Source organism: Citrobacter sp. wls711 (assembly GCF_005281055.1).
Lineage (GTDB): Bacteria > Pseudomonadota > Gammaproteobacteria > Enterobacterales > Enterobacteriaceae > Citrobacter > Citrobacter gillenii.
In genome coordinates this window covers 1-14113 of the sequence record NZ_SZXC01000072.1, presented here as the reverse complement: position 1 = coordinate 14113, position 14113 = coordinate 1, and the positions used below count along the sequence as shown (strand labels likewise).

Sequence of the window (14113 nt, the reverse complement as noted above, 5' to 3'; positions counted from 1 at the left end):
GTTAATCATTATTTGTTTTTACTGCGCGTTTTGGCAAAAATTGCCGGAACAGTTCCCGGCTTTTTAACGGCTTACCACCAAGATACGGCTTTAACGCCATGCGGGTAAAGCGTTTCGCGGCACGTAACGTATCGGCATCCGGAAATTCACGCGATGCAAGTGCTTTGAGATGGCGTCCGGTAAAGGTGTTGTTATCAATAACGATGCTGGCGATAAACCCTTTTTCTTCCCGATAGCGATAGGTCATGGTGTCGTCCACCGGCTCACCGCTGCCCGCACAGTGGGCAAAATCCACGCCGTAGCCCAGATGACCGAGCAACGCCAGCTCAAAGCGACGCAGGGCGGGCTCTGGTGAACCGGATGTGCCTGCCAACGCCTGGATACAGTTCAGGTAATCGAAAAAGAGTTCAGAAAAGCGGGTCTCGTACTCAAGCACGCGAGAAATGAGTTCGTTGATATACAGACCGCTGTACAGCGTGATTCCGCTAAGCGGGAGTGCCAGAGATACGGCTTCAGCGCTACGTAGGGTTTTGACCTCACCACGTCCACCAAAGCGAAGTAATAATGGGGTAAAAGGCTGGAGTGCGCCTTTCAGATTGGAACGTTTGGAACGTGCGCCTTTAGCCACAAGGCGCACGCGACCCGACTCTTCCGTGAAAACGTCCAGCACTAAACTGGTTTCGCTCCAGGGGCGACTATGCAGGACAAATGCGCGTTGCCATCCATCCATCATAATACTCGTCGTCTTTCAGAGGAAGGGTTTAGACGTCGTCGCCGTAACCGAGACTGCGCAGCGCGCGTTCGTCATCGGCCCAGCCAGATTTCACTTTCACCCACAGTTCAAGGTGCACAGGCGCTTCGAACATTTCCTGCATGTCTTTACGTGCTTCAATACCGATGGTTTTAATTTTGGCCCCTTTGTTGCCAATTACCATCTTCTTCTGCCCTTCGCGTTCGACAAGGATCAGGCCGTTGATATCGTAGCCGCCACGTTCGTTAGGGATAAAGCGCTCAATCTCAACGGTCACAGAATACGGCAGTTCAGCACCGAGGAAACGCATCAGCTTTTCACGGATGATTTCAGAGGCCATAAAGCGCTGCGAGCGGTCGGTGATGTAATCTTCCGGGAAGTGATGAATCGCTTCCGGCAGATGCTTACGCACGATGCCCGCAACGGTATCGACATTCATGCCGGTTTCGGCAGACATCGGTACGATGTCGAGGAAGTTCATCTGGCTTGCCAGGAACTGCAGGTGCGGCAGCAGATCGGCTTTTTCCTGGACGTTATCCACTTTGTTGACCGCCAGGATAACCGGAGCTTTACCGTCACGAAGTTTGTTCAGCACCATTTCGTCGTCCGGCGTCCAGCGCGTGCCCTCTACGACGAAAATAATCAATTCAACGTCACCAATAGAACTGCTGGCCGCTTTGTTCATCAGGCGGTTGATGGCACGCTTTTCTTCCATGTGCAGGCCCGGGGTATCAACATAAATAGCCTGATACGCGCCTTCGGTATGAATACCGACAATGCGGTGACGGGTCGTCTGCGCCTTACGGGAGGTAATGGAAATCTTCTGCCCAAGCAGATTATTCAACAGGGTGGATTTACCAACGTTCGGGCGACCGACGATGGCAATAAATCCGCAATAGGTTTTTTCTTCGCTCATTCCAGCTCCAGTTTTTTCAACGCCTGTTCGGCGGCAGCCTGCTCAGCCTTACGACGGCTCGAACCTGTGCCAACCACCGGTTCACTCAGGCCGCTAACCTGGCAGTGGATAGTAAATTCTTGATCGTGCGCTTCGCCACGGACCTGTACTACCAGATAAGACGGCAGCGGCAGGTGGCGACCCTGCAAGTATTCCTGCAAACGCGTTTTCGGATCTTTTTGTTTGTCGCCCGGACTAATTTCATCCAGACGGGTTTGATACCAGTTAAGGATCAGTTGTTCAACAGTCTGAATATCACTGTCGAGGAAGACGCCGCCGATCAGTGCTTCGACGGTATCAGCCAGAATAGATTCACGACGGAAGCCGCCGCTTTTCAGTTCGCCCGGCCCCAAACGTAAACATTCGCCGAGATCAAACTCACGGGCTAATTCAGCCAGCGTATTACCGCGCACCAGCGTGGCGCGCATGCGACTCATATCACCTTCGTCCACACGCGGAAAACGATGATACAACGCATTGGCAATAACAAAGCTCAAAATAGAGTCGCCTAAAAATTCTAAACGCTCGTTATGTTTGCTGCTGGCACTGCGATGAGTTAATGCCTGCTGCAACAGTTCCTGATGATTAAAAGTGTAGCCCAGCTTCCGTTGAAGCCGATTAATTACGATGGGGTTCATGCGATACCAATAAATGAATGCGTCAACAATCCAGCACACGAAACAGACCTGATATACATCACTCGGTTAGCCGTTTCGGCGTCGCCTGAATGCGCTTGTATACGAATCAACGCTGTTTCGTGTGCCGTGGCAACCTGACGGTGCCAACCTAAAACTACGGGGGAATATTCTATACACAACGACAAGGGATGTCGTTAGTCTGCGGGAATTTATCCGAGAAATAATTCACGTTGCCGCCATTATGACGACAACGTGAACGATTATCAGCAATTAATGAATACCACCAATACGGCTTAAACGAACACCGGTCGGCCATTCACCTTCTTGCTTGTCGAAACTCATCCAGATGCCCGTCGCTTTACCCACCAGATTCGCTTCCGGTACAAATCCCCAGTAACGGCTGTCCGCGCTGTTGTCGCGGTTATCACCCATCATGAAGTAGTGTCCCGGTGGAACAATCCAGGTCGCCAGTTGCTGACCCGGTTGGCGGTAATACATCCCCACCTGATCCTGCGCGATTGGCACGGTCAGAATGCGGTGCGTCACCTCGCCCAGCGTCTCTTTACGTTCGGTCAGGCGAATACCGTTATCTTTCGTTTCGCTCAGCGGAAGTTCGAAGAAACCACTGGTCGCTTCGCCACCGTTACGACGTGCAAACGTCTGCACGAAATCACTCGGCTGAACGTCAGAGTACGTGACCGGCAATGCGTTTTGACACGCCTGACCGGAGCGGCATCCTGGCTGGATCGTGACCTCTTTCGCCACTGGATCGTACGTCACTTTGTCTCCCGGTAAACCGACAGCGCGTTTGATGTAGTCCAGGCGCGGATCCTCCGGGTATTTAAACACCACGACATCACCGCGTTTCGGATGGCCCGTTTCGATCAGTGTTTTCTGATAAATCGGATCTTTAATTCCGTAGGCAAATTTCTCCACCAGAATAAAATCACCAATTAACAGCGTCGGCATCATCGAACCCGATGGGATCTGGAACGGCTCATAAATAAATGAACGCACCACCAGTACAATCGCCAGTACCGGGAACACGGATGCTCCGGTTTCCAGCCAGCCCGGCTTCGGGGAGACTTTTTTCAGCGTTGCGTGCTTGTGCCGCTGCCTGACGCTCCCGGCGTTTTGGCGCAAAGATAAATTTATCTACGCACCATAAAATGCCCGTCACCAGTGTGGCAATCACCAGAATCAGGGCAAACATATTCGCCATGCCAACTCCTTAGGATTATTTGCTGTCTTTACCGACATGCAGAATGGCGAGGAACGCTTCCTGAGGCAGCTCGACGTTACCGATCTGCTTCATGCGTTTTTTACCTTCTTTCTGTTTCTGCAGCAGCTTTTTCTTACGGCTAATATCACCGCCATAGCACTTAGCCAGAACGTTTTTACGCAATTGTTTAACCGTTGAACGCGCAATGATGTGCGTACCAATGGCTGCCTGAATCGCGATATCAAACTGCTGGCGTGGGATCAGTTCTTTCATCTTTTCCACCAGCTCACGGCCGCGGCTCTGTGAGTTATCACGGTGGGTAATGAGCGCCAGCGCATCAACACGCTCGTTGTTGATCAGAACATCAACGCGCACCATGTCAGAGGCCTGGAAGCGTTTGAAGTTATAGTCCAGTGACGCATAGCCACGAGACGTTGACTTCAGGCGGTCGAAGAAGTCGAGCACCACTTCTGCCATCGGGATTTCATAGGTCAGCGCCACCTGGTTACCGTGGTAAACCATGTTGGTCTGTACGCCACGCTTCTCGATACACAGCGTGATAACGTTGCCGAGATATGCCTGAGGCAGCAGCATATGACACTCAGCGATCGGCTCGCGCAGCTCATAGATGTTGTTCAGCGGCGGCAGTTTGGACGGGCTATCGACATAGATAGTCTCTTTACCCGTGGTTTCAACTTCGTAAACAACGGTAGGTGCAGTGGTGATCAGGTCCAGATCGTATTCACGTTCCAGACGTTCCTGAATGATCTCCATGTGCAGCAAACCAAGGAAGCCACAGCGGAAGCCGAAGCCCAGCGCGGTAGAGCTTTCCGGTTCATAGAACAGGGAGGCATCGTTCAGGCTCAGCTTACCTAACGCATCACGGAAGTTTTCATAATCGTCAGAGCTGACCGGGAACAGACCGGCGTAAACCTGCGGTTTCACCTTTTTAAATCCTGGCAGCGCTTTATCTGCCGGATTACGTGCCTGAGTCAGCGTATCGCCGACCGGGGCGCCGAGAATATCTTTAATCGCACAAACCAGCCAACCCACTTCGCCGCACTTCAGTTCGGTACGGTCAACCTGCTTAGGCGTGAAGATCCCCAGACGGTCAGCGTTATACACCTGCCCGGTGCTCATCACTTTGATTTTGTCGCCTTTGCGCATGGTGCCGTTTTTAATACGTACCAGCGAGACCACACCCAGATAGTTATCGAACCAGGAGTCGATGATCAGCGCCTGCAGCGGGCCTTCCGGGTCACCTTCCGGCGGCGGAATTTCGCGCACCAGACGTTCCAGAACGTCGGTCACGCCGACGCCGGTTTTCGCCGAGCAGCGAACCGCATCTGTCGCATCGATACCGACGATATCTTCGATCTCTTCCGCTACACGCTCAGGATCGGCAGCCGGCAGGTCAATTTTGTTCAGTACCGGCACCACCTCGAGATCCATTTCCAGGGCGGTATAGCAGTTAGCCAGCGTTTGCGCTTCAACACCCTGTCCGGCGTCAACCACCAGCAGAGCGCCTTCACAGGCGGCAAGCGAGCGCGAAACTTCATACGAGAAGTCAACGTGGCCCGGCGTGTCGATAAAGTTAAGCTGGTAGGTTTCACCATCAGATGATTTGAAATCGAGCGTCACGCTCTGCGCTTTGATAGTAATACCGCGCTCACGCTCAAGATCCATCGAGTCGAGAACCTGCGCTTCCATTTCACGGTCAGACAGGCCACCGCAGATCTGGATAATACGGTCAGACAGCGTTGATTTACCGTGGTCGATGTGAGCTATGATTGAAAAGTTACGTATGTTCTTCATATAGTGTAATTATTGTGCCTTACGCCTGCCTGGGCAGGCTTTGAGAAGTCGCTGTTCTGAGCTTAACGTCGGTTTAAGTGAAACGCCGCATTCTACACTACAACGCGGAGGCGAGGAAATGTTCATAGAGCAAGGATAGCGGGAACTGGAAACAACTTAGCAAAGTCAGTGAAACTTTTACCGAAGTACGGCGTAAGTGCCTTATCTGGCCTACGTAGTAACTGTCATGTAGGCCTGATAAGCGCAGCGCCATCAGGCATGTATATCACTGGTGTGTTTCGACGCGAAGAAGGTCAGGCGGGAGAGCTACGTTGAGAATCACCGGCTGCCAGGCTTCACGTTCAGCCAGTTTGCGCGAATAACCGCGAGCAATCAGGAATCCACCCACACCGCCCAGTATCGCACCGCTTAACGCAGCGATATCGCTGCCAAACAGCACCTGGAATAAGGCAGCAAAAACAAATAATCCCGCCAGCGGAGACATATAAACCAGCATTGCGGAGCCCAACAGACTGCCTTCGGCAATACCTAATTCAACTTTCTGGCCGGGAGTCAGCGGTTCAACGCTGGGAACCACGATAGTGTGCGTTGTCTGCGGCCCCAGTTTATTCAGTACGCGGCTTCCGCATCCTGCCCTTGAGGCACAGCTGCTGCACGACGCTTTGACGTCACAGCTGACCGTCGCCAGGCCATTTTGCCAGGAAACAACTGTTGCCCACTCTTTGATCATTGTGCAGCCCTGAACTTGATATTATCCGCGATGCGCTTCGCCGTTTGCGGCGGAAGTTCACCGACGATAGTGATTTCGGCATTATCTCTCACACTGGTACTGACCGTGCGGCGTCCGGTACGCAGGAGCTGATCGGCACTGTTTTGCTGTGCGCGGTTCACATTCACAGAGAAGCTGAACAAACCATCAGAATAAAGACGTGATTCAATCGGCATATTGTCCATCGTCGGCAGAGGACGACGGCTGCTGGAAACTTCACTGAATCCTTGTGGCAACCACGATGGACTCCAGTTGAAGTTGGTTTTCTCACCCACAGGAACGGACAGTAACGGCGGCAGGTTGGCTTTTGCCAGCGTCTGCATGCTGTCGCCGACACTGCTATTCACGGTAAAAGCGATCACGCGGAACTGTTCCAGCGTTTCACCATCCCGGTCGAGAAGATCGACGCGCATCGGCAACTTGGTTTCGGTATCCATCCAGACGATATAGCTGTAACGGGTACCGTCACGCGCCACGACGCGGATCACTTCACAAAGCCTGTCGGCAATACGGGTCCGGCCTACCGAGATAAAATCATAGTAGGGTGTAAGACGTTTGAAGTCGGTGTAAATCAGGGATGGCAGAGAATCAACGATGTAATCACCGTTCAACGTGAACGGCTCAAGCCCAGGCTCAAAATAGCTGATTTCATTTCCACGTTGTACGACTTCCCGGCGTGGTCCATCCAATTGCAACAGTTGCGCAAGCGGGCGGTTATCCAGGCGAGCATGGCGATAACGTAGGGATTCAACACCCTGTTTATTGATGCTGACGAATGACAGCTCATAGGTGAGCGACTGGCTGGCCAGATTCATCTGCTGCAATAACGCCCCGGACGCAGGTGTGGCCGAGGCGTTGACAGAGAAGAACAGGCTACCAGCCACAAGTGACATGGCAAACCAAAGTTGCTTCATTACTGCGATTGCGTTCCTAAAGTTTGAATTCCTGGCACCTGTACAGCTGCTTGCTGTGTTTGTGCCTGCTCAAACTGAAGCTGTTCGGAGTGCAGTCGGCGCTGCAGTTCGTAATCCTGCAACATAGCATTGATACGACGACGCTGCTCCTGCACCTGCTGTTGCTGACCGCCACTGCTGGCCGTCGCATCAGAAGGTACACCCAAGCTCACCGGACTGGCTTTACCCATCATCGGTAATGTATTAAATACCGGCGTTTCGGGCTGCTGGGACGTTTCAGATTGCCCATTATAGTGCTGGACACCAACAATAACTGCAAGCGATACGCACGCAGCCACACCCATTTGAGTGAGCTGAGCAGCCCACGGACGCATTTTCTTCAAGAATGGCATTTTCTGCCACTGATGCGGTGCTGGCTGGGCCTCAGGAATCAGTGGCGCCGTCTGACGTACTGGCTCATCTGCGATAGCTGCCATTACGCGGTCGGAAATATCGAAATGGAGAACGTCGGCAGTATCACCTCGCATGGAATCACGAATCAGGTGATAACTCTCCCAGGTTTTTTGCATTTCCGGGTCGTGAGTCAGCTCTTTGAGTAACTCAGTATCCAGCGTTTCGCCATCCATTAAAGCGGAAAGTTTTTCTTTCTGCATGCCTAATACCTTTTCCAGTATCCCGCTACCGTCAACGCCTGATAAGCGGTTGAACTTTATTATCAATAGCTTCCCTCGCTCGGAAGATACGAGAACGCACCGTACCCACCGGACAATCCATGATAGCGGCTATCTCTTCATAGCTCAGGCCATCCAGCTCCCGCAAGGTTATTGCCATGCGTAAATCTTCCGGGAGGGACTCAATAGTTCGGAAAACTATCTGTCTCAGTTCTTCTGACAACATTAAGTTCTCAGGGTTCGAAATTTCTTTCAGCGCACCGCCACTTTCGTAATTTTCTGCTTCAATTGCATCTATATCACTGGAAGGTGGACGACGCCCCTGAGCGACCAGGTAATTCTTCGCTGTATTGACTGCGATACGATACAGCCAAGTATAAAAAGCACTATCTCCCCGGAACGAGTCCAGCGCACGATAGGCCTTGATAAATGCTTCTTGTACGACGTCGGGAACATCGCCCGACGGTACATAGCGGGAAACCAGACTCGCCACCTTATGCTGATAGCGAACTACCAGTAAATTAAAGGCTTTCTGATCTCCCTTCTGGACCCGTTCTACCAGGACCTGGTCCGTTAACTGCTCGCTCATCCGAGGTAAAGTCTCCCCAAACCAAATTTCCACGCGCTTTCGAAACGCCACTCCATCAGCTGCAATATGAGCAAGCAACGACTTAGAGTGCTCAAGTTTCGTAAAGTTCCGTTACGCATTTGTTTTTGTTTGTCATGATGTAGACAGGTCTTATCTCTCATTATAAGTCTACATAACCCGATCAACGCACTATCTGTACAGAAATGCCCATTAAACCGCTTGCAGAGTAACCCAACGGGCGCTTTATTTCATCTCCTAATCTGACGCTAACGGCCTGCTACACAAAATATTTTTCATATTTTACCCCGCGCAATGAATTTTCTTTATGTTTAGCCATTGCAACACATTCAAAAATAAAACGTGCAGTTTCGCGCATTGTGGTGCTATGGTGACCAAACACTGTTTAGTAAATTAAACAAAAATCATGAATACGACGCCTGAATTATCCTGTGATGTGCTGATTATTGGCAGCGGAGCTGCCGGACTCTCACTGGCTCTGCGCCTGGCTGAGAAACACCAGGTTATTGTCCTGAGTAAGGGGCCTGTGAGTGAAGGCTCTACATTCTATGCCCAGGGCGGCATTGCCGCCGTTTTCGATGAAACCGACAGTATCGATTCTCACGTCGAGGATACGCTGATTGCAGGCGCGGGATTGTGCGATCGCCATGCGGTTGAGTTCGTCGCCAGCAATGCACGAACATGTGTCCAGTGGCTCATTGATCAAGGTGTCTTGTTTGATACGCAGGTTCAGCCCAACGGTGAAGAGAGCTATCACTTGACTCGCGAAGGCGGCCATAGCCACCGACGCATCCTGCATGCGGCAGATGCCACCGGCAAAGAAGTTGAAACCACGCTGGTCAGCCAGGCGCAAAACCATCCCAATATCCAGGTTCTGGAGCGTAGCAACGCCGTTGACCTGATCATCTCCGATAAAATCGGCCTACCGGGCACGCGCCGGGTGGTTGGCGCATGGATCTGGAACCGTAATAAGGAAGCCGTCGAAACCTGCCATGCAAAATCGGTCGTGCTGGCCACCGGAGGCGCATCGAAGGTGTATCAGTACACCACCAATCCGGATATCTCCTCAGGTGATGGAATCGCGATGGCCTGGCGCGCTGGATGTCGCGTCGCCAACCTTGAATTTAATCAGTTTCACCCCACCGCGCTGTATCACCCTCAGGCACGCAATTTTCTGCTGACTGAAGCGCTGCGTGGCGAAGGTGCCCACCTGAAGCGCCCGGACGGCTCACGCTTTATGCCCGACTTTGATGAGCGTGGAGAACTGGCACCGCGCGATATCGTCGCACGTGCTATCGATCATGAAATGAAGCGTCTGGGTGCTGACTGTATGTTCCTCGACATTAGCCATAAACCCGAAGAATTTGTCCGCCAGCATTTCCCGATGATTTATGAAAAGCTGCTGGGTCTTGGGATCGACCTGACAAAAGAGCCAGTGCCGATCGTGCCTGCCGCGCACTATACCTGCGGCGGCGTGATGGTCGATGATTATGGCCGGACTGACGTCGACGGTCTGTATGCCATCGGCGAAGTGAGCTACACCGGGCTGCATGGTGCAAATCGTATGGCGTCTAACTCACTGCTGGAGTGCCTGGTCTACGGCTGGTCTGCAGCTGAAGATATTGATCGTAGAATGCCCTACGCACGTAGTGTAAGCACACTTCCGGGTTGGGATGAAAGCCGGGTGGAAAATCCGGATGAGCTGGTTGTCATCCAGCATAACTGGCATGAACTGCGGCTATTTATGTGGGATTACGTTGGCATTGTACGCACCACTAAACGTCTGGAGCGAGCCCTGCGGCGTATCACGATGCTGCAACAGGAAATCGACGAGTATTACGCCCATTTCCGCGTGTCGAACAATTTACTGGAGCTGCGCAATTTGGTGCAGGTTGCCGAGCTGATTGTGCGCTGCGCAATGATGCGTAAAGAGAGCCGGGGCCTGCACTTCACGCTGGATTATCCAGAGCAGTTGCCTGAATCCGGCCCTTCTATTCTTTCGCCGCTTAGCCATCACATAAACAGATAAAATGCCTGGGTCAGCGCGGTGTAACCTTCTGAGTAACGCTGGTCTGGCCCACGGATCACTAATCTGTCGCTAAAGCACTCCCCGGCCTGCGGGGAGAAAGCCAGCAGGACCCGATGCGGCAGCCGGGCTTCGGTTTCCGCCACATCCGTACGCAGACGCAGATACCATCCCATGTTTAATGCCTGCTGGGTAAAAGCGTTACCAATCTGCTCCGGCAGTACCACGCAAAAAAAGCCCTCTTCTGTAATACTGTCCGCCGCCAGCGTTATCAGCGCCGCATGATCGAGCGTCGTGGTATAACGTGCCTGCTCGCGCTGTGGCGTACCACACTCCACGCCTTGCTCATAATAAGGGGGATTACTGATAATCAGATCAAAGCGCACGGTCTGGCGAGGTATCCACCGTTGAGCATCTTCAGTATGGATCCGGATACGCTCCCCCCACAGAGATTGCGTGATGTTTTCCTCTGCCTGTTGCGCGGCGTCAACATCCAGCTCCACCGCATCAATCAGGACGCTGTTATCTGTACGCTGGGCCAGCATCAGTGCTAACAAACCACTCCCGGTGCCGATATCAAGGATCCGCTTTACGCCTGCAACAGGGGCCCAGGCCCCCAATAAAATTCCGTCAGTCCCAACTTTCATTGCACAACGATCGTGTGCCACAAAAAACTGTTTAAAGGTAAACCCATTACGTCGAAGTACTGATGAAGACTGAGGCATGAAAAACAACCTTCCTGGAAAAAAAACGATAACATAGGATAAAAACAATACCTGAGAAGGTATATCCATACAAACAGATGAAGATTGCAGCCGTAACGTCTATAATCAGCGCCCCACACAGAGGTAGAACATGACTGTAACGACTTTTTCCGAACTTGAACTCGATGAAAGCCTGCTGGATGCCCTCCAGGAAAAAGGTTTCACTCGCCCGACAGCTATTCAGGCAGCCGCCATTCCACCTGCGCTCGATGGCCGTGATGTACTCGGTTCTGCGCCGACAGGCACCGGTAAAACGGCGGCATATTTGCTGCCAGTGTTGCAGCACCTGCTCGACTTTCCGCGCAAAAAATCAGGTCCACCACGCGTTTTAATTCTGACGCCGACCCGTGAACTGGCAATGCAAGTTGCCGATCACGCCCGTGAACTGGCGAAGAATACGCATCTGGATGTCGCCACCATCACCGGCGGCGTGGCCTACATGAACCATATGGAAGTGTTCAGCGAAAATCAGGACATCGTGGTCGCGACCACCGGACGTCTGCTGCAATACATTAAAGAAGAGAACTTCGACTGCCATGCGGTTGAAACGCTGATCCTCGATGAAGCCGACCGTATGCTGGATATGGGCTTCGCGCAGGATATCGAGCATATTGCCGGTGAAACCCGCTGGCGTAAGCAGACCATGCTGTTCTCTGCCACGCTGGAAGGCAATGCGGTTAAAGATTTTGCCGAGCGCCTGCTGGAAGATCCGGTTGAGGTTTCTGCGGATCCATCCACCCGCGAACGTAAGAAGATCCATCAGTGGTACTATCGTGCCGATGATATCGAACACAAAACAGCGTTGCTGATTCACCTGTTAAAACAGCCTGAAGCAACGCGTTCTATCGTCTTTGTGCGTAAACGCGAGCGCGTGCACGAGCTGGCTGGCTGGCTGCGCCAGGCCGGGATCAACAACTGCTATCTCGAAGGCGAGATGGTACAAAGCAAGCGCAACGAAGCGATCAAACGCCTGACCGATGGTCGTGTGAATGTGCTGGTTGCCACCGACGTTGCGGCACGCGGTATCGACATTCCTGATGTCAGCCACGTGTTTAACTACGACATGCCGCGCAGTGGCGATGCCTATTTGCACCGTATTGGCCGTACCGGTCGTGCGGGCCGTAAAGGTACCGCCATTTCTCTGGTAGAAGCGCACGACCACCTGCTGCTCGGCAAAGCGAGTCGCTATGTCGACGAGCAGCTAAAGCCGCGCGTGGTTGACGAACTGCGTCCAACAACGCGCGCGCCAAGTGAGAAGTCTAACGGTAAGCCATCCAAGAAAGTGCTGGCGAAACGTGCCGAGAAAAAAGAGAAAGATAAAGAGAAGCCGCGCGTGAAGAAACGTCACCGCGATGCCAAAAATATCGGCAAGCGTCGCAAGCCGAGCGCAGCTGCCGCGCCGCAGTCTGACAAAGAGTAAACGGTATGCCGGGTTAATGAACCCGGCATTTTTTTACCTTCTTTCAACGACAAAAAAGCGGAACATGCACTGGCATGTTCCGCTTTTTTATTATCTGATTACCGGGGTATAACCCCGCGAGCCTTACAGGCTCTCAGTAAAGGTACGGGCAATAACGTCGCGCTGCTGTTCTGGAGTCAGTGAGTTGAAACGCACCGCATAACCAGAAACACGAATAGTCAGCTGCGGGTATTTTTCCGGATGCTTAACCGCATCTTCCAGCGTTTCACGACGCAGAACGTTAACGTTCAGGTGCTGGCCACCTTCTACGCGAACTTCTGGCTGTACGTCTACCGGTACTTCGCGGTATTCGATTTCGCCCAGTTTGCTGACGGCAACGACTTCATCAGCAGAGAAACCTGCTTTAGCAACGATGCAGCGTGCTTCGCCTTTTTCGCTGTCCAGCAGCCAGAAAGAGTTCAGCAGGTCGTCGTTTGCAGCTTTAGTAATCTGGATACCTGTAATCATGTTGATGCCTCCCCGGCAAAATTATTTGATTTCGGTTGGCCGTCGCGCGGCCAATTGGTAAAACCATTGTTGCTTGAGTGTATATATACCCCTCGCACACCCTTGATTCCTTGATTTAAATCAACAAAAACCACACACGTAAAGTGGTGATGGGTGGATTTTATTGTTTTACATCAACTTACGCTATGCATGTAGATAAAATTTTTACATAAATTTTCAACTATCTTTAAGGGGTAGTCCCTTGAGAATCGTAGAGAATTTTGCGCCCCAGAGAGAAGCAGTTAAGCTAGGGGGAATGAAATTCGCAGGAGAGCGAGATGACTACCGAATTAACCTGGCACGATGTGCTGACCGAAGAAAAACAGCAACCCTATTTTGTTAACACTTTGCATACCGTCGCCGGTGAACGCCAGTCAGGCATGACGATTTACCCGCCGCAAAAAGATGTGTTTAACGCATTTCGCTTTACCGAGCTTGGCGATGTGAAAGTTGTCATCCTGGGACAGGACCCTTACCACGGTCCCGGCCAGGCACATGGCCTCGCGTTTTCTGTGCGCCCAGGCGTAGCCACTCCACCGTCATTACTGAATATGTATAAAGAACTCGAAGCGACGGTCCCGGGCTTTACACGCCCCACGCACGGGTATCTGGAAAGCTGGGCACGTCAGGGGGTACTGTTACTGAACACCGTCCTTACCGTCCGGGCAGGACAGGCACATTCGCATGCCAGTCTGGGCTGGGAAACCTTTACGGATAAAGTCATTAGCCTGATTAACGAGCACCGTGAAGGCGTGGTGTTTTTACTCTGGGGCGCGCACGCGCAGAAGAAAGGGGCCATTATTGACGCGCAGCGTCACCATATTCTGAAAGCGCCGCATCCGTCTCCGCTCTCGGCACACCGCGGATTCTTTGGCTGCAATCACTTTGTTCTGGCAAATGAGTGGCTGGAAAAACGCGGTGAAAAACCGATCGACTGGATGCCGGTGCTGCCGGCTGAGAGCGAGTAAACAAAATGCCAGCGATTCGCTGTAATGCCAGTCAGTTAAGCAACTGA

14 protein-coding genes and 1 pseudogene are annotated in these 14113 nt (G+C 52.3%); 3 read left to right on the top strand and 12 right to left on the bottom strand.

Annotated elements, in window-relative coordinates:
* Position 1 precedes the first annotated feature (1 nt).
* The 10 genes and pseudogenes from recO to rseD all read right to left on the bottom strand — a co-directional run bounded on the left by recO (position 2) and on the right by rseD (position 8485).
* Positions 2-730 carry a DNA repair protein RecO gene (gene recO / locus FDW98_RS20460; RefSeq protein WP_096759353.1) on the bottom strand — a complete coding sequence of 243 codons (729 nt, stop codon included), beginning with the start codon at positions 728-730 and terminating at the stop codon, positions 2-4.
* 31 nt (positions 731-761) lie between these two features.
* On the bottom strand, positions 762-1667 hold the full coding sequence (era, locus tag FDW98_RS20455; protein WP_096756127.1) for a GTPase Era: 906 nt from the start codon (positions 1665-1667) through the stop codon (positions 762-764).
* A complete protein-coding gene (rnc, locus tag FDW98_RS20450) occupies positions 1664-2344 on the bottom strand; it encodes a ribonuclease III (RefSeq protein ID WP_003037579.1) in 681 nt (226 codons plus the stop codon). Before rnc ends, era begins: the two co-directional genes overlap by 4 nt.
* A gap of 270 nt (positions 2345-2614) precedes the next feature.
* A pseudogene (gene lepB / locus FDW98_RS20445) lies at positions 2615-3566 on the bottom strand (signal peptidase I).
* 15 nt (positions 3567-3581) lie between these two features.
* A complete protein-coding gene (gene lepA / locus FDW98_RS20440) occupies positions 3582-5381 on the bottom strand; it encodes a translation elongation factor 4 (RefSeq protein ID WP_096756125.1) in 1800 nt (599 codons plus the stop codon).
* A gap of 265 nt (positions 5382-5646) precedes the next feature.
* Entirely contained in the window at positions 5647-6111 is a 465-nt protein-coding gene (rseC, locus tag FDW98_RS20435) for a SoxR-reducing system protein RseC (protein WP_096756124.1), read from the bottom strand.
* A complete protein-coding gene (rseB, locus tag FDW98_RS20430; protein WP_096756123.1) occupies positions 6108-7064 on the bottom strand; it encodes a sigma-E factor regulatory protein RseB in 957 nt (318 codons plus the stop codon). Before rseB ends, rseC begins: the two co-directional genes overlap by 4 nt.
* Entirely contained in the window at positions 7064-7717 is a 654-nt protein-coding gene (gene rseA, locus FDW98_RS20425; RefSeq protein ID WP_096756122.1) for an anti-sigma-E factor RseA, read from the bottom strand. The genes rseB and rseA overlap by 1 nt, the downstream gene beginning before the upstream one ends.
* A 31-nt stretch (positions 7718-7748) precedes the next feature.
* The gene (gene rpoE / locus FDW98_RS20420) at positions 7749-8324 is read right to left on the bottom strand and encodes an RNA polymerase sigma factor RpoE (protein WP_003037573.1); all 576 of its coding nucleotides are present in this window, start codon (positions 8322-8324) and stop codon (positions 7749-7751) included.
* Positions 8321-8485, bottom strand: a complete 165-nt coding sequence (gene rseD / locus FDW98_RS20415) for a rpoE leader peptide RseD (protein ID WP_137398945.1) — start codon at positions 8483-8485, stop codon at positions 8321-8323. The genes rpoE and rseD overlap by 4 nt, the downstream gene beginning before the upstream one ends.
* Positions 8486-8748: 263 nt before the next feature.
* On the opposite strand from rseD, the gene nadB reads away from it, so the two are divergent.
* Positions 8749-10371 (top strand): L-aspartate oxidase, encoded by a 1623-nt coding sequence (gene nadB, locus FDW98_RS20410; protein WP_096756121.1) that lies wholly within the window; start codon positions 8749-8751, stop codon positions 10369-10371.
* Here nadB and trmN read toward each other — a convergent pair.
* A complete protein-coding gene (gene trmN / locus FDW98_RS20405; RefSeq protein ID WP_096756120.1) occupies positions 10356-11093 on the bottom strand; it encodes a tRNA(1)(Val) (adenine(37)-N(6))-methyltransferase TrmN in 738 nt (245 codons plus the stop codon). The genes nadB and trmN overlap by 16 nt on opposite strands.
* 130 nt (positions 11094-11223) lie before the next feature.
* Here trmN and srmB point away from each other — a divergent pair, with 130 nt between their 5' ends.
* Positions 11224-12552 carry an ATP-dependent RNA helicase SrmB gene (gene srmB, locus FDW98_RS20400; protein WP_096756119.1) on the top strand — a complete coding sequence of 443 codons (1329 nt, stop codon included), beginning with the start codon at positions 11224-11226 and terminating at the stop codon, positions 12550-12552.
* A 123-nt stretch (positions 12553-12675) separates the two neighbouring features.
* Here srmB and grcA read toward each other — a convergent pair whose 3' ends face one another.
* Positions 12676-13059: an autonomous glycyl radical cofactor GrcA gene (grcA, locus tag FDW98_RS20395; protein ID WP_096756118.1), complete on the bottom strand. Its 384-nt coding sequence runs from the start codon at positions 13057-13059 to the stop codon at positions 12676-12678.
* A 317-nt stretch (positions 13060-13376) separates the two neighbouring features.
* Here grcA and ung point away from each other — a divergent pair, with 317 nt between their 5' ends.
* Positions 13377-14066: a uracil-DNA glycosylase gene (ung, locus tag FDW98_RS20390; protein WP_096756117.1), complete on the top strand. Its 690-nt coding sequence runs from the start codon at positions 13377-13379 to the stop codon at positions 14064-14066.
* Positions 14067-14113: the final 47 nt, after the last annotated feature.

Excerpts from the sequence above, each read along its gene's own strand:
- era (WP_096756127.1), bottom strand. The coding sequence starts at position 1,667 with ATGAGCGAAGAAAAAACCTATTGCGGATTTATTGCCATCGTCGGTCGC.
- nadB (WP_096756121.1), top strand. The coding sequence starts at position 8,749 with ATGAATACGACGCCTGAATTATCCTGTGATGTGCTGATTATTGGCAGC.
- trmN (WP_096756120.1), bottom strand. The coding sequence starts at position 11,093 with ATGCCTCAGTCTTCATCAGTACTTCGACGTAATGGGTTTACCTTTAAA.
- lepA (WP_096756125.1), bottom strand. The coding sequence starts at position 5,381 with ATGAAGAACATACGTAACTTTTCAATCATAGCTCACATCGACCACGGT.
- recO (WP_096759353.1), bottom strand. The coding sequence starts at position 730 with ATGGATGGATGGCAACGCGCATTTGTCCTGCATAGTCGCCCCTGGAGC.
- ung (WP_096756117.1), top strand. The coding sequence starts at position 13,377 with ATGACTACCGAATTAACCTGGCACGATGTGCTGACCGAAGAAAAACAG.
- rseB (WP_096756123.1), bottom strand. The coding sequence starts at position 7,064 with ATGAAGCAACTTTGGTTTGCCATGTCACTTGTGGCTGGTAGCCTGTTC.
- srmB (WP_096756119.1), top strand. The coding sequence starts at position 11,224 with ATGACTGTAACGACTTTTTCCGAACTTGAACTCGATGAAAGCCTGCTG.
- rseC (WP_096756124.1), bottom strand. The coding sequence starts at position 6,111 with ATGATCAAAGAGTGGGCAACAGTTGTTTCCTGGCAAAATGGCCTGGCG.
- rseD (WP_137398945.1), bottom strand. The coding sequence starts at position 8,485 with ATGAGAGATAAGACCTGTCTACATCATGACAAACAAAAACAAATGCGT.
- rnc (WP_003037579.1), bottom strand. The coding sequence starts at position 2,344 with ATGAACCCCATCGTAATTAATCGGCTTCAACGGAAGCTGGGCTACACT.
- rpoE (WP_003037573.1), bottom strand. The coding sequence starts at position 8,324 with ATGAGCGAGCAGTTAACGGACCAGGTCCTGGTAGAACGGGTCCAGAAG.
- grcA (WP_096756118.1), bottom strand. The coding sequence starts at position 13,059 with ATGATTACAGGTATCCAGATTACTAAAGCTGCAAACGACGACCTGCTG.
- rseA (WP_096756122.1), bottom strand. The coding sequence starts at position 7,717 with ATGCAGAAAGAAAAACTTTCCGCTTTAATGGATGGCGAAACGCTGGAT.